At 76.3% G+C, this 19576-nt stretch carries 21 protein-coding genes; 4 read left to right on the top strand and 17 right to left on the bottom strand.

All coding sequences use genetic code 11. From position 1 onward, the window contains the following. Positions 1 to 183: 183 nt before the first annotated feature. The 5 genes from RI554_04615 to pruA form a co-directional block, all read right to left on the bottom strand. Positions 184 to 1662: a nitrilase-related carbon-nitrogen hydrolase gene (locus RI554_04615; GenBank protein MDR9391293.1), complete on the bottom strand. Its 1479-nt coding sequence runs from the start codon at positions 1660 to 1662 to the stop codon at positions 184 to 186. After that, complete coding sequence (locus RI554_04610; GenBank protein ID MDR9391292.1) at positions 1659 to 2201, bottom strand: cysteine peptidase family C39 domain-containing protein; 543 nt, start codon at positions 2199 to 2201, stop codon at positions 1659 to 1661. The genes RI554_04615 and RI554_04610 overlap by 4 nt, the downstream gene beginning before the upstream one ends. A 131-nt stretch (positions 2202 to 2332) precedes the next feature. After that, positions 2333 to 3253 carry a proline dehydrogenase family protein gene (locus tag RI554_04605; protein MDR9391291.1) on the bottom strand — a complete coding sequence of 307 codons (921 nt, stop codon included), beginning with the start codon at positions 3251 to 3253 and terminating at the stop codon, positions 2333 to 2335. Beyond that, a complete protein-coding gene (locus RI554_04600) occupies positions 3250 to 3936 on the bottom strand; it encodes a GntR family transcriptional regulator (protein MDR9391290.1) in 687 nt (228 codons plus the stop codon). The genes RI554_04605 and RI554_04600 overlap by 4 nt, the downstream gene beginning before the upstream one ends. Beyond that, positions 3936 to 5489, bottom strand: a complete 1554-nt coding sequence (gene pruA, locus RI554_04595) for an L-glutamate gamma-semialdehyde dehydrogenase (GenBank protein ID MDR9391289.1) — start codon at positions 5487 to 5489, stop codon at positions 3936 to 3938. Before pruA ends, RI554_04600 begins: the two co-directional genes overlap by 1 nt. Before the next feature lie 105 nt (positions 5490 to 5594). Here pruA and RI554_04590 point away from each other — a divergent pair, with 105 nt between their 5' ends. Beyond that, on the top strand, positions 5595 to 6155 hold the full coding sequence (locus tag RI554_04590) for a hypothetical protein (GenBank protein ID MDR9391288.1): 561 nt from the start codon (positions 5595 to 5597) through the stop codon (positions 6153 to 6155). A gap of 10 nt (positions 6156 to 6165) precedes the next feature. Next, entirely contained in the window at positions 6166 to 7335 is a 1170-nt protein-coding gene (locus RI554_04585; protein MDR9391287.1) for a hypothetical protein, read from the top strand. A gap of 227 nt (positions 7336 to 7562) precedes the next feature. On the opposite strand, the gene RI554_04580 is transcribed toward RI554_04585, so the two are convergent. Then, positions 7563 to 8789: a hypothetical protein gene (locus RI554_04580; GenBank protein MDR9391286.1), complete on the bottom strand. Its 1227-nt coding sequence runs from the start codon at positions 8787 to 8789 to the stop codon at positions 7563 to 7565. Between the two features lie 340 nt (positions 8790 to 9129). Between RI554_04580 and RI554_04575 the strand changes: the two genes are divergently transcribed. Both RI554_04575 and RI554_04570 read left to right on the top strand, forming a co-directional pair. Further along, the gene (locus RI554_04575; GenBank protein MDR9391285.1) at positions 9130 to 9837 is read left to right on the top strand and encodes an AzlC family ABC transporter permease; all 708 of its coding nucleotides are present in this window, start codon (positions 9130 to 9132) and stop codon (positions 9835 to 9837) included. Beyond that, complete coding sequence (locus RI554_04570) at positions 9834 to 10163, top strand: AzlD domain-containing protein (protein ID MDR9391284.1); 330 nt, start codon at positions 9834 to 9836, stop codon at positions 10161 to 10163. The genes RI554_04575 and RI554_04570 overlap by 4 nt, the downstream gene beginning before the upstream one ends. A gap of 5 nt (positions 10164 to 10168) precedes the next feature. Here the strand turns inward: RI554_04570 and RI554_04565 are convergent, their stop codons facing one another. The 11 genes from RI554_04565 to RI554_04515 all read right to left on the bottom strand — a co-directional run bounded on the left by RI554_04565 (position 10169) and on the right by RI554_04515 (position 19500). Beyond that, entirely contained in the window at positions 10169 to 11233 is a 1065-nt protein-coding gene (locus tag RI554_04565) for a sugar phosphate nucleotidyltransferase (GenBank protein ID MDR9391283.1), read from the bottom strand. After that, on the bottom strand, positions 11230 to 11925 hold the full coding sequence (locus RI554_04560) for a class I SAM-dependent methyltransferase (protein MDR9391282.1): 696 nt from the start codon (positions 11923 to 11925) through the stop codon (positions 11230 to 11232). The genes RI554_04565 and RI554_04560 overlap by 4 nt, the downstream gene beginning before the upstream one ends. 174 nt (positions 11926 to 12099) lie before the next feature. Next, complete coding sequence (locus RI554_04555) at positions 12100 to 12471, bottom strand: 2Fe-2S iron-sulfur cluster-binding protein (GenBank protein MDR9391281.1); 372 nt, start codon at positions 12469 to 12471, stop codon at positions 12100 to 12102. A gap of 22 nt (positions 12472 to 12493) precedes the next feature. Next, entirely contained in the window at positions 12494 to 14038 is a 1545-nt protein-coding gene (gene murJ / locus RI554_04550) for a murein biosynthesis integral membrane protein MurJ (GenBank protein MDR9391280.1), read from the bottom strand. Positions 14039 to 14048: 10 nt separating this feature from the next. Then, entirely contained in the window at positions 14049 to 15281 is a 1233-nt protein-coding gene (gene fabF, locus RI554_04545) for a beta-ketoacyl-ACP synthase II (protein ID MDR9391279.1), read from the bottom strand. A 90-nt stretch (positions 15282 to 15371) separates the two neighbouring features. Beyond that, positions 15372 to 15617, bottom strand: a complete 246-nt coding sequence (gene acpP, locus RI554_04540) for an acyl carrier protein (protein ID MDR9391278.1) — start codon at positions 15615 to 15617, stop codon at positions 15372 to 15374. 180 nt (positions 15618 to 15797) lie between these two features. Further along, a complete protein-coding gene (gene fabG / locus RI554_04535; GenBank protein ID MDR9391277.1) occupies positions 15798 to 16547 on the bottom strand; it encodes a 3-oxoacyl-[acyl-carrier-protein] reductase in 750 nt (249 codons plus the stop codon). Then, positions 16544 to 17536, bottom strand: coding sequence for an ACP S-malonyltransferase (locus RI554_04530; GenBank protein MDR9391276.1), 993 nt, complete (start codon positions 17534 to 17536; stop codon positions 16544 to 16546). The genes fabG and RI554_04530 overlap by 4 nt, the downstream gene beginning before the upstream one ends. Beyond that, complete coding sequence (locus RI554_04525; protein MDR9391275.1) at positions 17533 to 18546, bottom strand: beta-ketoacyl-ACP synthase III; 1014 nt, start codon at positions 18544 to 18546, stop codon at positions 17533 to 17535. The genes RI554_04530 and RI554_04525 overlap by 4 nt, the downstream gene beginning before the upstream one ends. Positions 18547 to 18641: 95 nt before the next feature. Then, the gene (gene rpmF / locus RI554_04520) at positions 18642 to 18830 is read right to left on the bottom strand and encodes a 50S ribosomal protein L32 (GenBank protein MDR9391274.1); all 189 of its coding nucleotides are present in this window, start codon (positions 18828 to 18830) and stop codon (positions 18642 to 18644) included. Between the two features lie 49 nt (positions 18831 to 18879). Next, positions 18880 to 19500, bottom strand: a complete 621-nt coding sequence (locus RI554_04515) for a DUF177 domain-containing protein (protein MDR9391273.1) — start codon at positions 19498 to 19500, stop codon at positions 18880 to 18882. Between the last annotated feature and the right edge of the window lie 76 nt (positions 19501 to 19576).

Below are 19576 nucleotides of genomic sequence, written 5' to 3'. Positions count from 1 at the left end.
GAGGGCCAGGAGGAGGAGGGCGTGGGCGGGGCGGCCGGCGGGGGCGCGGCGGGAGGGGGGACGGGGTGAGGGCGGGCGGTGCGAGGGACGGTGGAGGGACGGGTGGGGAAGCGTTCGGGGAAGGATCACGGGACCTCCTGGCGCCGCGCGGGGTACGGGGGGCGTCGGGTGAACGAGCGTGCCTTAGGCCTCACCTCCCTTCGGGCGTCGGGCGACCAGCCCGCCCACGAGCGCGACCAGCGATGCGGTCCACGGACCGTCGCCGGTCGCGCGGAACGGCGTGAGGCGTCCGTCCAGGGGAACGTCCGCGTCGGCGTGGGCGGGGACGCCGGCGGGCAGGCGCACGATCGCGCCGCCGGCGGCGTCGAAGGCGCCGCTGGGCCCCGTCGCCTGAACGAACACGACGGGCAGGCCGACCTCCGCGGCCCGGAGGCGCGCTTGGCGGAGGTGCAGCTCGGTGACCGGGCCGCCCGCGGCGTAGGCGTCGTTGGCGAGCACGAGGATCGCGTCCGCCCCGTCGCGGGCCGCTTCGCGGGCGGCCTCGGGGAAGGCGACCTCCCAGCAGGACAGGACCGCCACCCGGGCCCCGTGGATCCGGGTCGGGGGGCGGCGGTCGCCGCGGACGAGGTCGGCTTCGGCGAAGGGGACGGTGCGACGTTTGTCGGCCAGTACCGTGAGCGTCCCGTCGCGCCACAGCAGACCGGCGTTGGCGACGCCCCCGGGCACGTCCCGCCCCGCGCCGAACACGACGTCCACGCCGCTCGGGAGGAGGGCCGGCGGGACGTCGAGGTCCTCGACGGGGCGGGGTAGGACCCCCTCGGGCCATACGACGAGCCGGTCGGTCGGGCCGTCCCCGGCGTGGGGGTCGGGGGCGAGGGTGGCGCGGCGCAGCGCGGTGGCGTGCGCGCGGGCGAGGGCGGCGTCGAAGCGGGCGGCGGCCAGCTCCGCTTCGCGGGGGGCGTGCTGCACGAGGCGGACGGCGAGGACGTCCGCGTCGGGGGGTGCGACGGGGTGGGCGAGCGCGGAGGTGGCGAGGGGTGCCGCGGCGAGCGCGACCACGAGGCCCGCCGCCGCGGCGGCGCCCCGGGGGCGCCGGGCGCGTGCGGCGCGGGCCAGCGCGGTGAGGCCGACGCCGCCGCCGAGCACCACCAGCGTGGTGGCGCGCGGCCCGCCGAGCGCCCCGACGCCGCGCCAGGGCGTGTCCGCCACCCCCGCGCCGAGCGTCAGGTAGGGCAGGGACGCGCCCGGGTGGCCCATGAGGGTTCCGACCTCGAGCGACGCCAGCCCCTCCAGCGCCAACCAGGTGGCGAGGAAGCGGCCGGCGCGGGCCGGCCCGAGGGGGGCGCCGGGGCGTGCGGGGCCGGCGGCGGCGCCGGCGAGGGCGAACGTCGCGGCGTACGCGACGGCGACCGGGAGGGCCGCGGTCGGCGCGACGGGCGCGAGGGGGAGGGCGGCGACGGTGCCGGGACCGAGGGCGGCGAGGAAGGTCGCGAACGCCGCGGGGCGGCGGGTGGGGGCGGCGGCCAGCGCCTGGGCGAGGAGGGCGGCGGCCGGGATCGTGGCGAGGCCGAACGGTCCGGGTCGCAGCGCGGCGGCGAACAGGATCGCGGCCAGGACCGCCGGAGCCAGGGGGTGCGCGGCGCGGGCGCGAAGCGACGTCACGACGTCGCCTCCAGGTGGAGGTAGCGTCCGGAGAAGCGCGCGCGGAAGGGGTCGACGTGCCACACCTCGAAGCCGCGTTCGGGGTCGTGGAGGTGAAGGTAGCGACCTGCGCGCGCGTCGACCCACACGACGTGCCCGTAGGGGGCGTCGAGGTGCGCGACGTAGCGGCCGGTCGGGAGCCGGCCGCGGGGGGCGCGCCGCCAGGTGCCGCGCAGGCCGTGGCGGTGCGCGAGGTCGCGGAGGGCGGCGAGGGAGACCCCGTCGGGACCGGGTGGGGCGGCGGCGAGGAGGTCGGCCTGTGCGACCGGACGCCCGTGGTGGGCGAGGACGGTGGCGAGGACCGCCGCGCCGCAGCCCGCGGGGTGGGTCTGCAGGACGGCGGGGGTGCGGGAGGTGGGGACCGGAACGAAGAGGCGTTCGCGGGCCGCGCGTCCGCCGTGCACGACCGGTGCGGCGAGCGCCACGGCGAGGGTGGCGGCGAGGAGGAACGCGGCGACGCCCGGGGCGAGGGGGCGGGCGCGGGGGGTCCGGCGGGGCATGCCGCGACGCTAGTCCCGCGCGCGCGTCGCCGGGACGCCCCCTTGGGGTGGGGCCTACGGGGTCTCGTGCGGCGGGTGGGGGGCGGCCGGGTCGCGTGCGGTGGGAGAGCCCGCCCGCGACCGGGGGCGCCTCAACCCAGGAGGCCGCGGATCACGAAGCCGAGGTTGGCGGGGCGTTCGGCGAGGCGGCGGGTGAAGTAGCCGTACCAGTCGGCCCCGAACGGGAGGTAGATGCCGACGCGTTCGCCCTCCGCGACGAGGCGGCGCTGCAGCCCGCGTTTCACGCCGTACAGCAGCTGCAGCGTCATGCGGTCGGGGGGGAGCGCGAGGGCGTCGCGTGTCGCGCGGGCGTGGGCGATCAACGCCTCGTCGTGCGTTGCGACGTGCACGACGCCGCCGCCCTCGAGCAGGCGGTCGAGGAGGCGGGCGTAGGCGGCGTCGACGTCGGACTTGTTCGGGTACGCCACGCTCGCGGGTTCCTTGTAGGCGCCCTTGACGAGGCGCAGGGTGGGGACGGGGTCGCGGGCCAGGAGGCGCTCGACGTCGTCGGGGGTGCGCAGCAGGTAGCTCTGCAGGACCGTGGAGACGTGGTGGTGCCCCTCGTCGTGCAGCGTCTCGAGGGCGTCGAGGGTGGCGCCGACGTGGGGGTGGTCCTCCATGTCGAGCGCCAGATGGACCGAGGCCTCGCGCGCCGTCTCCGCCAGCGCGCGGAGGTGCCGTACGCCCAGGTCGGGGTCGATGCCGAGTCCGACCTGGGTGGGTTTCACCGACGCCATGCGCGGTTCGGGGACGTCGGCGAGGCCGCGCAGGGCGGCGTGGATGCGGTCCGCCATCGCGGCGGCGTCCTCGGGCGTCGTGACGTACTCGCCGAGCACGTCGAGGATGGGGTAGGTCCCGTCCCGCACGAGCGCCTGCGCGGCGGCGACGCCGTCGGCGAGCGACTCGCCGGCGACGAACCGGTTCGCGCCGAGCGCCAGCCCCCGCCGGCGGGCGAACCGCTCGAGCGGACCCCAGCCGGCGACGCCCAGCAGCACGTCGCGGTAGAGGCTCATGCGCCGGCCTCCGGCGCTGCGAGACGCTCCGCGACGAGGTCGGCGAACCAGGCGACGTGCTCGCGCATGGCGGTTTCCGCGGCGGCGGCGTCGCCCGCGCCGACGGCGTCGGCGATCGCGCGGTGTTGCGCGCGGGTGGCGGCGGCGGCGTTCTGGTCGCGGGTGGCGACCTTGATGGGGGTGACGTGCCCCTCGAGGCCCTCGAGCGCGCGCAGCAGGGGGGCGCTGTCGGCGGCGTGCGCGAGGTGGCGGTGGAAGGCGAGGTCGGCCTCGACCTGCGCCGCGTGGTCGGCGTCGGCGCTGGCTTCGGTGGCGTCGAGCCGGGCGAACAGGTCCCGGCGTGCGGCGGCGTCGGCGCGTTCCGCGGCGAGGCGGGCGGCGGCGCCCTCGAGGTCCGCGCGGAGGGCGTAGGCGTCGAGCGCCTCGCGGACGCTGGGCTGCCGCACCCGCACCCCCTGGTTGGGGTGCGCGTCCAGCAGCCCCTCCTGTTCGAGGCGTCCGAACGCCTCGCGGACGGGGGTGCGCGACACCTCGAAGGCGCGGGCGAGGTCCGCTTCGCGGAGGCGGGTGCCGGGCGGCCAGGCGCCGAGCAGCAGCTGGTGCCGGAGGCGGGCGTGCACCTCCGCGGCGACGGTGGGTGCCTTGCGGAGCGGCGCGACGGGGGGTGGGGTCGCGCCGAACATCAGAAGCGCTCGGTGACGGTCTTGGCCTCCATGAACAGGCGGAGGTAGTCGGGGCCGCCGGCCTTGGCGTTCGTGCCGCTGAGGTCGAACCCTCCGAACGGTTGGACGCCGACGAGGCTGCCGGTGATCTTGCGGTTGACGTAGAGGTTGCCGACCCGGAACTCGCGGCGGGCCCGTTCGATGCGCTCGCGGAGGCGGCTGAACACGCCGCCGGTGAGGGCGTAGTCGGTGGCGTTGGCGAGCTCCAGGGCGTGGTCGAAGTCGCGCGCGCGCATCACCGCCATGACGGGGCCGAACACCTCCTCCTGGGCGATTTCGGCGTCGGGGTCGACGTCGGTGAGGATGGTGGGCTCGACGTACCAGCCGTCGGCGTCGTCGGCGCCGCCCCCGACGCGGACCTCGAAGCGGTCGGCGGCGCGGGCGACGAAGCCGCGGATCTTCTCGAACTGCACGCCGTCGATGACGGCGGCGACGTCGGGGTTCTCCTCCGCCGGCCCGACGCGGAGCGCTTGGGTGCGGCGCACGACGCGGTCGAGGAGGTCGTCGTACACGGCGTCGACGACGATGAGGCGGCTCATGGCGGAGCACTTCTGGCCCTGGAACCCGAAGGCGCTGGCGACCGCGGCGTCGGCGGCGGCGTCGAGGTCGGCGGTTTCGTCGACGACGAGCGCGTCCTTACCGCCCATCTCGAGCATCGTGCGCTTCAGGAACCCCTGCCCGGGGTGGACCTTGGCGGCGCGCTCGTGGATGCGGAGGCCGGTGGCGAGCGACCCGGTGAAGTTGACGAAGCGGGTGCGGGGGTCGTCGACCAACGCGTCGCCGAGCACCGCGTCTTCGCCGGTGAGGAGGTTGACGACGCCGGGCGGGAAGCCGGCCTCGTCGAGCATCTCGAGGAACAACCCGGCGATGATCGGCGTCTTGGGGCTGGGTTTCAGCAGGACGGCGTTGCCGACGACGACGGGGCCGACGGTGGTGCCGACGAGGATGGCGAGGAGGAAGTTCCAGGGGGGGATGACCAGGCCGACGCCGAGCGGGTGCAGCGTGAGGGTGTTCTCCTCCCCGGGCCAGGGGTACGTCTCGAGGCGTTCGTCGAGGTCCATCGCTTGGCGGGCGTAGTACTCGCAGAAGTCGATCGCTTCGGCGACGTCGCCCTCGGCTTCGGCGTAGGTCTTGCCGGCCTCGAAGACCTCCCAGGCGGCGAGCTCCCACTTGCGGCGGCGCATGACGGCGGCGAGCTTGACGAGGGCGCGGGCGCGGTGCGCCATGCCGGCGTCGCGCCAGCCGGGGAAGGCGGCCTGCGCGGCGGCGAACGCCGCTTCGATCTGCTCGGGGCCGGCGGCGGCGGCGCGGCCGACGAGGCGGTCCTTGCGGCTGGGGTCCCACGACTCGATCCACGCGTCGGTGGTGACGCGTTCGCCCCCGATCACGAGGGGCCAGTCGGCCCCGAGGCGGTGACGGACGTCGGCCAGTTCGGCTTGGAAGCCGTCGCGGACGCGGGGGTCGGAGAAGTCGGCGTAGGGCTCGTTGGCGTACGGTTCGAACGGATCGATCATCGTGGGCCTCCTGTCGGAACGTACGTAGATTGTATACCGTATACCGACGGGGCGACGTTCCCCGTGCGCGCCCCCCACCCGGACGCGGGGCCTACACTGGCCGGCGTGACGTCGGGCCTCGCGCACTTCGCTCCGCTCCGCACCCTGCGCCGCGCCGCGGCGCCGTGGGTGGGCGCCGCCGTGCTGCTCGGGGGCGGCGCCACCGCGCAGGTGATCGAGCTCGATCCCGAGCGCACGCCGGTGGTCGATGCGCGTCTCCCCTTCGCGATCGAACGCACCGCCGACGGCGCCCCCCGCTTCGTGCTGGGCCTCAACCGCTTCACCGTCGCGCAACTCGCGACCTTCGTCCTCGAGATCGAGGGGTTCCTCGCCGACGCCGACGCCTGGCGGCGCACCCCCGAAGCGGACCGCGCCCCGTCGGCCCGCATCCTCAGCGTCCGCGGCGAAGCCGGCTACGTCGCGCTCGCGGTGCCGCGCGAGGAGCGCGGCCCCGCCTACCTGCTGACGTTGCAGGGGGAGGCCGTCCGCTCGTTCGAGTCCGACGCGGCGTTGCTCGCGACCGTCTCGCGGCTCGGCCGCTACCTCGCCGTCGCCGGCGCCCCCCTTCGCCCGCCCCCCGCCGCCGTCGACCCCGCCGGCGCGCCCGTCCCGAGCGGCCCGCGGTAGCATCCCCGCCATGCCCGCGCCCGACGCCCCGCTCGCGGGGGTGCCGCACGAGGCGCTCACGCGCCTCCACGCCACCCCCCACCGCACCGTCTTCGCCTTCGCCGGCGCGGGTTCGCTGGCGCTCGCCTGGCTGCACGCCGTCGGCGGCAGCAGCCGCACCCTCCTCGAGGCGGTGGATCACTACCACCCCGCGTCGCTCGCCGACGCGTTGGGCGGGACGCCGGACGCCGCGGTCTCGGGCGACGTCGCCCGCGATCTGGCGCGCGGCGCGCAGGCCCGGGCGGACGCCCTCACGCGCGGCGACGCCCCGCCCGGCCCCCGCTTCGGGCTCGGCCTCACCGCGACGATCGCCACCGACCGAGACAAGCGCGGCGACCACCGCGCGGTGCTCGCCGCCGCCGACGCGCTCGGGGTCGACGTCACGACGCTCCGCTTCGCCAAGGGGGCCCGCGACCGGGCCGGCGAGGAGGCGGCGCTCGCCCGGTGGGTCGTACACGTCGCCGGACGCCAGGCGGGCGTGTTGGGCGAGGCCGCCCCGGCGCGCCTCGAGGGCGACGCGGTCGAGGGGGCGTTCCAGGCGTCGGAGGCGTACGCGGCGTTCCTCGCCGACGACGCCGCGACGCTCCACGTGGACGTGAACGGACGCCCGACCGACGCCCCGCCGCCGCCGGTGCTGGTGTCGGGCAGCTTCCACCCGATGCACCCGGGGCACCGCGACCTCGCCGCCGCCGCCGAGGCCCACCTGGGGCGCCCCGCCGGCTACGAACTCCCGCTCGTGAACGCCGACAAGGCGCCGATGGATCCCGCCGACGCGCGCCTCCGGGCGGCGCAGGCGTACGGCGACCGCCCGATCGTGCTCGGGCACGCCGCCCTGTTCTCCGACAAGGCCGAGGCGTGGCCGGGCACGACGTTCGTCCTGGGGGCGGACACCGCCCGGCGGGTGCTCGAACCCCGCTTCTACGGCGGGACGGAGGCGCTGCGCGCCGCCCTCGGGCGCATCCGCGCGGCGGGGGCGCGCTTCCTGGTCGCCGGCCGAGCCGGCGACGACGGCTTCCGGACCCTCGAGGACCTCGACGTCCCCGCGGACCTCGCCGACCTGTTCGCCCCCCTCCCGGGGTTCCGCGTCGACCTCTCGAGCACCGACGTCCGGGCCGGCTGGCCCCTCGCGAACGACCCCTGAACCGAACCGGTGCGGACATCGAGGCCGAACCGAGCGGCGCACCACGCACAATCCGACGTCACCGACCGACAAACGCGGTACACGTAGGGGGCGCCGCGGCGTGCTTTCGAAGCCCGCAGCGCACGGTCGGGCGGGACCCGCGACATCCCGCTCACGACCCCTCCGGAAGCGAGCGGCCGCCCCTCGGGCGGCCGCTCGCGCATGGGAGGGCACCGAGCGCTCCGACGTCAGGGGGGCGTCCCGGCCGGCGTCGGCCACCCCTCGCGCGCCTCGGCGTCGCGCATCGCTTCGCGCAGGTAGCGCAGCCAGTCCCGCCGCGCGTCGTCCAGCGCGCCCGCGTCCGGGCGGCCCGCCGACCACGCCGCGGCGCGCGCCGCCTCCGCCGCCCGCCATCGGGCCGTGGCGACGTCGAGGTCGTTGCGCGCCTCCGTCACGTCCGCACCGACGTCGCGCGTCGCCCGCTCGCGAGCCCGCTCCAGGTCGCGGCGGGCGTCCTCCAGATCGCGCGTCCGCCGCCCCGCGTCGCTCCCGAACCGGACGCTCGCTTCGAGGTCGACCCAGGCCCGCTCGCGGGGGGTGCCGCGGGCCCGGGCGCGCACCTCCGCCTCGGGGCGGCCCGCACGAAGCTCCACGGAGCCGCTCGTTTCGGCGTGGCGTCCGGCGTACCCGACCTCGAGCCCGACGTGCGGAAGGAGCGCCGCGGTTCGGCGGCGTTCGCTGCGCGCGACGTCGGCCAGCGCCCGCGCGACCCGCGCGCGGACGTGCAGCGTCGCGGCCGCCGGCGGGGCCGGCGGCGGCGTCAGGGCGGGGCGTTCGACGTCCGCCAGCACCGGCCACGACGCGGGCGGGGTCCGGCCGCCCTGGGCGGCGTCCGGTCCGGCCGACCGAAGGGGCGCCAACGCCTCGTGGGCGTCGCGGTGCAGCGCCACGAGGTCCGCCTCCGCGATGCGGAGGTCCAGCGCCGCGTCGCGCGCGTCGTCCGGGTCGCCGCCCGCGAGCGCGGCGCGCGCGTCGGCCCGCTCCACCTCGAGCCGCGCCCGTTCGACGGGGGCGGCGAGGGCGGCGTGCAGGGCGTCCCGCCACGCGTCGCGCCACGCGCGTTCCGCCTCCAGGACGCGGGCCTCGGCCACCAGCCGTTCGCTGCGCAGCGGCGCCCAGGTGGCGGCCACCTCGGGCGCGAACGACGGCGCCCGCTCCGTGGGCCGGGGCGGGTCGTCGCGCTTCAGGAGGTGCGCGCCGGCGGGCAGCACCAGCTCCGCGTCGGTCGCGCGGTGGCGGCGGGCGCGCGCCCGGACGGCGTCGCGCCACGCCTCGCGCCGGCGCGTGACCTCCGCCGGTTCGGGGTGGTCGGCGGGCCACGCGGCGGGCGCGGGCCCGGGCGCGTCCGGCGGGCCGGCCGGTGGGTACGAGGGACGGGGCGGGGCGTCGGAGGCGGTCGGCGTCGTGGGGGGCATGGGGCGAGGCTAGCGGCGCCGGGGCGCCGCCCCCTCGCGGGCTCGGTGCCTGCCCAGACCGATGGGGACCGGGGCCGAGGGGGGCTCGGCCGATCCCCCGCACGCCGCGCGCCGCGCCGGTGCGCTACGCTGCCCGGGCACCGTCGTGGCCGAGTCCGGCCCGTACCCGCCCCACTCGGCGGAGCGGGCCGTGCCGAGCGCCCGGGTACGCCTGCACGAGCTTCGGCTGGCGCAGGCGTACCCGGGCGCTCGCACGTCCGCCCCCGACGCCTCCCCCGCCCCCCTCCACCGCACCCGCTCCGTCGGCCCCCCGGGGCCTCCGGCCTGGGATACTCCCCGCATGGCCTTCTCGCGCGACGCCTACCTGCGGGGGTTCCGCGACGTCGCCCCGATGATGCTGGGCGTCGCGCCGTTCGGCACGATCGCCGGCGCCAGCGCCGCCAGCGTCGGGCTGTCGCCCCTCGAGGCGGTCGGCCTGTCGGTCGTCGTGTTCGCCGGCGCCTCGCAGCTCGCCGCCCTCGCCCTCCTCGCGCAGGGGGCCGGCGTCGCGGTGATCCTCGCGACGACCTTCATGGTGAACCTCCGCATGGCGATGTACAGCGCCTCGTTGGCCCCCTGGATGCGCGCGATCCCGCGCCCCGTCCGCGCCGGGCTCGCGTACCTGATGACCGACCAGGCGTACGCCTTCTCGATCCTCCGCTTCCGCCGCGCCCCCGACGCCCCCCGCCGCGACTACTACCTCGGGGTCGCCACCCCGCTCTGGGTCCTGTGGCAGGCCACCACCCTCCTCGGGGCGCTGCTCGGGGCGCAGGTGCCGCCCGCCTGGCAGCTCGAGTTCGCCATTCCCCTCACCTTCCTCGCGATGCTCGCCCCCGCCGTCCGCGACCGTCCCGGCCTCGTCGCCGCCGTCGTCGGCGGCGGCGCGGCGCTCGCCCTCGACGGCCTCCCGCACAACCTCGGGCTGGTGATCGGTGCCGTCCTCGGCATCGCCGCCGGCACCGCCGCGGACGCCGCGCGGCCGCCCGCCCCGACGGAGGGGGCGGCGTGAGCGGGCTGGCGCTGTGGGGCACGATCCTGGCGATGGGCGTCGTGACGTGGGCGTTGCGGGCGTCGTTCGTGATGCTCGGCGATGCGGGCCTCCCCCCGCTCCTGCGCCGCGCGCTGGCGTACGTCCCCCAGGCGGTGCTCGCCGCGCTCGTCGCCCCCGCCCTGTTCGCACCGAGCGGCGCGACGGTCGGGCCGCTCGACGTGCGCCTCGTCGCCGGCGTGCTCGCGTTGGTCGTCGCCTGGCGCACGAAACACGTCCTGCCCACCCTCGCGGCCGGCATGGGGATCCTGTGGACCCTCACCTGGCTCGCGCAACGCGGCGCCTGACGCCCTCAGGGCACCAGGTCGCGCAGCCGCTCGTCCTCCAGCAGCTCCTTGATGTCGCCCACGCGGTCCTTGGGGAACACCAGCACCGTGTCGCCGCGCTTGACGATCACGAGCCCCTCCACCCCGAACGCCACGAGGACGTCCTCGGGACCGTCGGTGTAGACGATGTTGCCCGACGCGTCGTGCCCCGCGTGCGCCCCGAAGACCGTCCGCACCTCGTCGTCGTCGCGGGGCAGCAAGCGCTCCAGCGCCCGCCAGTCCCCGACGTCGTCCCACCCGAAGTCCCCCTCCACGAGGGTGTTGCCCTCCGCCTTCTCCATCACGGCGTAGTCGATGCTGATCTTCGGCAGGTCCGCGAAGCGCGCCTCGACGGCGTCCTCCGCGACGGCGGTCCGAAGCGGCGCCATCAGGTCGGGCGCGTGCGCATCCAACGCCGCCAGGATCGCGTCGGTCGTCCAGACGAACATCCCGGCGTTCCACAGGTGGCGCCCGTCCGCCACCCACCGTTCCGCCCGCTCGCGCGTCGGTTTCTCCGTGAAGCGCACCAACGCGAACCCCCCGTCCCGCGGCGCCCCCCGCTCCAGGTACCCGTACGCCGTCGACGGGCGGGTCGGCCGCACCCCGATCGCCACCAACCCCCCGTACGCCTCCGCCACCGCCATCGCCCGCTCGACCGTCGCCGCGAACGCGTCGAGGTCCTCCACCTGGTGGTCGCTGGCGAACGTCGCCATCAGGGCGTCCCCGAACCGCGCGCGGATCCGCAACGCCGCCAACGCGATCGCCGGACCGGAATCCCGCCCGACCGGTTCCAGCAGCAGGTTCTCGGGCGGCACCTCCGGCACCTGCTCGCGCACGAGCGCCTCGTAGCGCGCCGCGGTCGCCACCACCACCCGCTCCGGACCCCCCACGAGCGGCGCGACCCGGTCGACGGTCGCCTGCAGCAGCGTGCGGCCGCGCCGGTCGAGGTCGAGGAACTGCTTCGGGCGGGCCTCGGTCGACAGCGGCCAGAAGCGCTGCCCGCGCCCGCCCGCCATCACCAGCGCGACGCGCTCGCGCCCGCCCGTCGTCACCCCGCGGCCCCCGCCGGCCGGTAGCTGGCGTTGATCGTGTCGCGGTGCCCCGCGTCGGTCGCCACCCGCTTCGTCTCCGTCGCGACGGCGGGCCGGAGGCCCGCGTCCGCCGCCCAGGCGTCGAGGGTGGCGGCGTCGGGCAGCGTCATGCGGCGGTCCTCCCCCCCGAACCCCAGGTACGCGTGCTCGGCGTCCGCGACCGGCGTGAGGGGGACCCCCTCGGTGCGGGATTCCGGCCCGAAGTTCGCCAGCAGCAGCGTGCCGTCCGGCGCCAACCACGACGCGAGGCGCGCGAGCACCGCCCGGGTCGACGCCGCATCGGGCAGGTCCTGCAGCACCCCGAGCGCCAGAACGACCCCGAACGGCGCCAGCGTCGCGGGCCACGCGGTGGTGGGCAGGTCGAGCAGGTCGAGGCGCCGCACCCGCGCGTCCGCGTCCGCCACCCCGAGCCCGGCGAGGCGGGCGCGGGTCGCGTCCACCATCGCGGGGGCGGCGTCGAAGGCGTGCACGTCCGCGCCGCGCTCCGCGGCGAAGGCGGCGTTGCGGCCCCCCGCGCACCCCACGTCGAGGATCCGTCCGGGGTCCGCGACCTCGTCCATCAGCGCGACGAAGCGGTGGTCGGGCGGGCGCCCCCCCATCCGCTCCGCCATCTCCGCGCGGTCCCAGAACGCCTCGCGGTCGGCGCGACTCATCGCGCGACCCGCGCGCGGAGGGAGCGGACGGGCGCGGGGGTGGGGTGGACGGCCGGTGCGGAGGGCGCGGGGTACGAAGGCATCGAGGGGCAGGGTACCGCGGTGGACGCCGTGACCTCCACGACGTCGGCCGGCCCCCGGGAGGGGCCGGCCGACGCCTCGCGGGGCACCGCGTCAGTCGGTCGTGGCGGCGTCGCGCGTCGTCCAGCTCGGGTCCGGCTCGATCCCGTCGGCCGGGGTGGGCCCCGGATCGCTCCAGCCCTCCCCCTCGACGGTCATCAGGGGCGTGACCTCCATGTCCTGCTCGACGAGGATCTGGCAGGCGAGGCGCACCTCGCCCAGCAGCCCCTGATCGCGAAGCTTGTCGGCCTCCGCGGTCGTCATGGCGTCGGGCTCGCCCTGCTCGAAGGTGACGCGGCAGGTGGTGCAGCGGGCCTTGCCGCCGCAGCGGTGGCCGACGCCCGTCCCCATCGCCTCGAGGGCGTGGACCAGGCGGGTACCGGCGGGAACGTCGTGGGTCGTGTCGTGCGAACGAACGGTGGGCATGTGGACCTCCTGGACGCGGACCCTACCCGTTCCACCGCCCCGGACGCCAGGAGGTCAGCCGCCCGACCTCGGGGATGCGCAGCAGGACGGCGAACGCCAGGTACGCCGCGACCCCCGCCGTTCCGCCCACCGCGAGGCGCGCCGCCCACCCCCACCAGTCGGGGGTCGCCACGAGCGACGCGACGCCCGCCGCGAGCGTTGCGGCCGCCCCCGCGGCGAGAGCGACCCGCACGCCGTGCCCGACCCACCGCGCGACGTTCAGGCCCTCGCGGCGGGCGGTCAGGAGGCCCAACGCCGCCAGCTGCAGCCAGGCGGCGCCGGCCGCGCCCCACGCCAGGCCCGCGACCCCGAACCGCGGGCCGAGCACCGCGAAGGCGGTCGCCTGCACGCTCAGGAACGCGACCGCGACGAGGATCGGGAGGCGTACCTCGCCGCGGACGTACCAGACGCGCGACAGCAGTTGATGCAGCCCCAGGGCGGGGACGGCGAGCCCGATCGGGCCGGTCGCCGCGACCGTCGCCGCGAGGCGGTCGGGACCGAGCCCCCCGCCGACGAGCGACAGCCCGTCGAACACCACCCGGACCGCCGGCTCGGGGAGCGCGACCAGCAACGCCCCCGCGGGCGCGGTGAGGAAGGCGATCACGCCGAGCCCCTCCCGGAGGGTCGGCGCGAACGCCGCCTCGTCCTCGCCCACCAGGTTCGAGAGGCGGGCGTACCAGGCGAGGGCGGGACTGACGGCGAACACGCCCAACGCCAACGACAGGAACAGGTCGGCGTTGAACCACGCCGTCTGCGAGCCGACCGGCAGCCCGTCCAGGACCCGCGTCGCGACCAGGTTCACCGCCTGCCGTCCGCTGGTCGTGATCGCGAACGGCGCCATCAACACCAGCACCCCCACGAGCTCCGGGTGCCACGGGCGGCGGGGGACCGGCGCCGCCCCGGCCCGCACCAGGGCGGGCACCTGCACGAGCGCCTGCGCGACGCCGCCCGCGACGAAGGCGACGGCGAGCGGGACCGCGGCCCCCGGGAACGTCGTCATCCCGGCGAGCGCCACGACGTTCAGCGCCACCGGCGCCAGGGCGGGCGCGAGGAACCGCTCGCGGGCGTTCAGCAGCCCCATCGCCCACGCCGAGAGGCTCACCGCGGCGAGGAACGGGAACACCGCGCGGGTGAGGCGGACCGCCAGGTCCCGGTCGACGCTCCCCGCCGCCCCGAGCAACAGGTCGACGATCCACGGTGCGGCGAGCGTCGCGAGGAGCAGCAACACCGCGTTCACGAGGATCAGGACCGACAGCAGCGCCCCCGCCAACCGCTTCGCGTCGGCGGGGTCGGCGGCGCGGAGCCGGGCGTAGACCGGCACGAAACTGTTCGACAGCGCGCCCTCCGCCAGCAGTTCGCGGAACAGGTTCGGGATGCGCCACGCCACCGTGAACGCGTCGGTGACGCGCGCGTCGAACAACTGGTTCAGGAGCGAGTGGCGCGCCAGGCCGGTGACGCGGCTGGCGAGGGTGCCCGCCATGAGGATCGCGGCGCCCCGCCCCGGGCGCCGCGATCCGTCGCCGCTCACCCGCGCGCCCTCAGGCGTAGCGCCGGAAGACCAGCGCGGCGTTCTGCCCGCCGAAGGCGAAGTTCTGACTGATCGCCACGTCGACGTCCACCTCGCGCGCCTCGTGCGGGACGTAATCGAGGTCGAGGTCGGGGTCGGGCACGTCGAGGTTCCGCGTCGGCGGCAGGACGCCGGAATGCAGCGCCTGCACCGCGGCGATCGCCTCGATGCCGCCGGCCGCCCCGAGCGTGTGCCCGGTCATCGACTTCGTGCTGCTGACGGGGGGCGCGTCGCCGCGCTCGCCGAACACCGTCTTGATCGCGAGGGTCTCGTTGAGGTCGTTCGCGGGCGTGCTCGTCCCGTGCGCGTTGAGGTACCCGACGTCGCTCGGGTCGAGCGCCGCGTCCCGCAACGCCCACGTGAGGCACCGCGCGGCGCCCTCGCCGCCGGGGGCGGGGGCGGTGATGTGGTGCGCGTCGGCGCTCGTGGCGTACCCGACGACCTCGGCGTAGATGCGCGCCCCGCGGGCCTTGGCGTGCTCGAGTTCCTCCAGGACGACGATCCCGGCGCCCTCGCCGATCACGAAGCCGTCGCGGTCGGCGGCGAAGGGGCGGCTGGCGGCCTCCGGCGCGTCGTTGCGGGTCGAGAGCGCCTTCATCACCGCGAAGCCGGCGATCCCCATGGGGGTGACCGGCGCTTCGGTGCCGCCCGCGATCATCCGGTCCGCCTCGCCGCGCTGCACGATGCGGTAGGCGTCCCCGATCGAGCCGGAGCCCGTTGCGCAGGCGGTGACGACCGACGTCGAGGGGCCGGTCGCTCCGTGCCGCATGGCGACGTGGCCCGACGCCATGTTGGCGATCAGCATGGGGATGAAGAACGGCGTGACCCGCATCGGGTTCCGCTCGAACCGCACGCGCGATTCGTTCTCCCACGTGTCCAACCCACCGATGCCGGTGCCGATGGAGGTGCCGGTGCGCTCCCCCGCGACCGCCTCGGCGTCCAGTCCGGCGTCGGCGAGCGCCAGGTCGGACCCGATCAACGCCAGTTCCACGAAGCGGTCGAGCCGCTTCGCGGCCTTCTTGTCGAGGTACGCGAGGACGTCGACGTCGACCTCCCCGGCGATGCGGACCGACAACTCCGACGGGTCGAAGTGCGACACGGGACCGATGCCGTTCGCCGCGGCGTGTTGCGCCTCCAGGAACGCGCTCGCGCCCACCCCGATCGGGGTGACGGGCCCGAGGCCGGTGACCACCACTCGTTTCACGGTTCGCCTCCCCGCGTTCGCGCGCACGGCGCGCGGCGGCGGGGAGGGGGCGACCCCCACCCCGGCGCGCCGCGCGCCGGCGTCGTCGGACTACTGCTTGTCGGAAATGAAGCGGATGGCGTCCCCGACCGTGCGGATGCCTTCGGCTTCCTCGTCGCTGATCTCGATGCCGAACTCGTCCTCGAGCCCCATGATGAGCTCGACGACGTCGAGGGAATCGGCGCCCAGGTCGTCCTGGAAGCTGGCGGCTTCCGCGACGTCGTCCTCGGACACGTCGAGCTTCTCCGCGACGACCTCGCGGATCTTCGTCAGGATCTGGCGTTCTTGTTCCGTCATGCTGCTGGCCTCCCAAGGGCGTGATTTCGCGTTCGCGGGAGTCTAGCACGAACCGTGCGATGGCCGGTTCGCCGCGTCCCTGACGCGAACGAAGGGGTCGACGGCTGTGGGTCGACCGGGGCGCTGGGCCGGGCCGTGCACCGGGGCGGGCGCCGCCGGGGCCGGCCGCGACCCGGCGGGTCAGGGCATCACCAGGCCGCCGTCGACGTGCAGGGTCTGGCCGGTGACGTACGCCGCGGCGTCGGACGTCAGGTAGGCGACCGCAGCGGCGACGTCGGCGGGATCGCCGAACCGCCCGACGGGGATCTGCGCCAGGTACGCCTCGCGCAGGTCCTCGCTCAGGCCGTCGGTCATGTCGGACGCCACGAAGCCGGGCGCGACGGCGTTCACCGTCACGCCGCGCGAGGCGACCTCCCGCGCGAGCGCCTTCGTGAGGCCGATCAGGCCCGCCTTCGCCGCGACGTAGTTCGCCTGCCCGGCGTTGCCCATCACCCCCACGACGCTCGAGACGTTGACGATGCGGCCCCAGCGCGCCTTCAGCATCCCGCGCACGACCCCGCGCGCGAGGTAGAAGGCGCCGCTCAGGTTGGTGTCGATCACCGCCTGCCAGTCGTCGTCCTTCATGCGCATCGCCAGGCCGTCCCGGGTGATGCCGGCGTTGTTCACCAGCACCGCGACCGGTCCGAGCTCCGCCTCGACGCGCCCCAGCAGGTCGCGGCCCGCCTCGGGGTCGGCGACGTCCGCACCGAACGCCGCCGCCCGCCCGCCGGCCGCCTCGATCTCCGCGACGACCTCCGCGGCCGGCCCCTCGCTCCGGACGTAGTGCACCGCGACCGGGTGCCCGCGTCGCGCCAGTTCGGTGGCGGTGGCGCGCCCCAGCCCGCGGCTCGAGCCGGTCACGAGCGCCACGCGCGCCTTCGCTTCGCTCATGGTGCCTCCCTTCCCGGGGCGCCCGGCGCCCCGCCTTCCGCGCGTTCCCCCACCGCCGCGAGGGTCGCGTCGAGCGTCGCGGCGTCCTCCACGGCGTGGGTCTCCGCCCCCTCCAGGATGCGGCCGACCAACCCACCCAGGACCCGCCCCCCGCCGAACTCCACGAACGTCGGCGGGTGGGCGTCCGCCAGCGCGCGGACCTCCTCGGTCCAGCGGACTGGGGCGGTCACCTGCCGCGTCAACCGATCGGCGGCCGCCGCCGCGTCCGGCAGGGGGGCGGCGTCGACGTTGCACCACAGCGGCGCGCGGGGGGCGGCGAAGGTCACGTCGGCCAGGTCGGCCGCGAGCCGCTCCGCGGCGGGCGCCATGCGCGAGCAGTGGAACGGGGCGCTGACCTTCAGCGGAACGGCTCGGCCGCCCGCCCCCTTCGCGGCGCGCGCCGCGGCGTCCACCGCGGCCGCGTCGCCGGAGACGACCACCTGCCCGGGGGCGTTGCGGTTGGCGACCTCCACGACGCCCTCCCCGGCGGCGCGCACCGCGTCGCAGATCGCGTCGACGTCGGCGTCGGCGAGCTTCAGGACCGCCGCCATCGCGCCCTCCCCGGCCGGCACGGCGGCCTGCATGTAGCGGCCCCGCGCCGCGACGAGGCGGACCCCCACCTCGAGGGGGAGGGTGCCGGCCGCGACGTGCGCCGTCCACTCCCCGAGGCTGTGCCCGGCGAACGCCGCGGCGTCGGGACCGCCCGCCTCCCGCCACGCCGCCCACGCCGACGCACCGGCGGCGAGGAGGGCGGGCTGTTGCGTCTCGGTCGCCGTGAGGGTCTCGAGCGGCCCGTCGAACATCGCCTCCAGCAGGCCCGGGAGGGCGGCGTCGGCGGCGTCGAGGGTGGCGCGGGCGGCCGGGCTGGCGTCGTACAGCTCGCGCCCCATCCCCACGGCGTGCGAGCCCTGCCCGGGAAAGAGGGCGACGAACCCCCGCGCGGGCGTCACGCCGCGCCCTTCGCGCCGGCGAGGGCGGGCCGCATCGGGCCCCACGTCAGGACCGTCGTCGCCCACGACAAGCCCCCCCCGAAACTCACGAGCAACGCCCGGTCGCCGTCGCGAAGCCGGCCGGCGTCGAGCGCGTCGACGAGCGCCATCGGGATGGACGCGGTGGAGGCGTTGCCGTACTCGTCGACGACGGACACGACCTTCTCCGGCGGCAACCCGAGCCGTTCCCGGCCGGCGTCGATGATGCGTTGGTTCGCCTGGTGCGGCACGAACAGGTCGACGTCCGCCGGCTCGAGCCCCGCCTTGCCGAGCGCCTCGAGGGTGGTGTCGTTCATGACCCGCACCGCGAACTTGTACACCTCCCGACCGTTCATCTCCAGCTTCCCGCTCATCGCCTCCCCGGTCGGGAGCGACGGGGCGGTCTCCCCGACGTGCAGCAGGCCGCCGCCCGCCCCGTCCGACCCGAGGACGGTGCCGTGGATCCCGTGGGGGGCGGGGACCGCCTCGACGATCGCGGCGCCCGCCCCGTCCCCGAACAGCACCGCGGTGCGCCGGTCGGTCCAATCGAGGACCTTGCTGAGCGCGTCGGACCCGACCGTGAGGACCTTCGACGCCAGGCCGCTCTCGACGTAGGCCTGCGCGACGCTCAGCGCGTACACCCACCCGGGGCAGGCCGCCAGCAGGTCGAACGCGCCGGCGCGCAGCCCGAAGCGGTCCTGCACCAGGCTGGCGGTCGCGGGGAACAACGCGTCGGGCGTGTTCGTCGCGACGATCACCAGGTCGACGTCCTGGAGCGCGGCCTCGCCGTAGCGCCGCACCAGGTCGTCGACGGCGGCGAACGCCATGTGGCTCGCGAACTCGTCGTCGGCGGCGAGGTGCCGACGACGAATGCCGGTCCGCGAGCGGATCCATTCGTCGTTCGTGTCGAGAAACCGCGACAGGTCGTCGTTCGTCACGACCTTTTCCGGCGCGTACGCACCGATCGCGGTGATGCCGGCCGAGCGCTTCATGGTGGCTCCCCTCGCGTCGCCCGTCCGGACGACGGGGCCGCGCTGGGCGGCCCCGGAACGGCGATTGCTTCGGCGTGGCGCGGGCGGTCAGCCGCTCAGGCGTCGACCTCGACGACCTGCTTGCCGGCGTAACTCCCGCACTCCGGGCACACCTGGTGTTGCGGCTTGAGGCTCTTGCACTGCGGGCACTCGGTCAGGTTCTTCGGCGTGAGCGCGTGGTGGCTGCGCCGCTGGTCACGCCGAGCTTTGGACGTCTTCTTCTTGGGGACGGGATGCTTCGCCATGATGCTCCAATTCCGTGCCGGGACCGCCCGGCCGCGCCTGGGGGTGTCGTCAGGAGGACGATTCTACGTCAAGATCGGCGAGGACGTCGAAGGGGGACGACGGCGCGTCGGGTTCGGGGGCGTCGGCGGGCACGTGGCCCGGGTGCTCGTTGAGGTTCGTGCCGTCGGTCGCGAGCCCTCGGCAGGACGGCGAACACAGCGCCGTCAACGGCAGATCGATGGCGAACACCTGCGCCAGCAGCGGCGCGAAGTCCACCTCCGGCGAGCCGACCGACAGCCGGTCCTCGGCGAGCTCGTCGTGCGGTGCGAGGTCGTCCTCGACGTTCACGAGCGGCGCTTCGACCAACGCCAGGTCCGCCTCCTGCGACGGCTTGTAGACCATCGGGTACAAGAACGACGCGCGCACGTCGGTGGGGACGTCCTCGAGGCACCGCCGGCACTCCATCAGCGCCGTCCCCTCGACCTCCCCCTCGGCGATCAGGTCGTCGTCGCCGCCGGTGTTGCGCACGACCACCCGCCACGCGAGCGGCCCCGCGAGGCGGAGGCCGTCCTTCGCGAGCTCCTCGGCGGTGGGGAGGAGGTCGCCCTCCGCCTCCACCTCGCTCGGCCCGCCGGGGGCGTGCGAGAGGAGCGGCGCGATGTTGAGCAGGGCGACGGCGTCGGGACGCATCCCTCTACGCTACGGGCCGCGTCCGCGTCGCGTCAACCGGCGACGAACCGCGACGACGAACCGCGACGACGAACCG

The organism is Trueperaceae bacterium, assembly GCA_031581195.1.
GTDB lineage: Bacteria > Deinococcota > Deinococci > Deinococcales > Trueperaceae > SLSQ01.
Note: the sequence above shows the minus strand (reverse complement) of the source record. Positions and strands in the feature narration are given on the sequence as shown.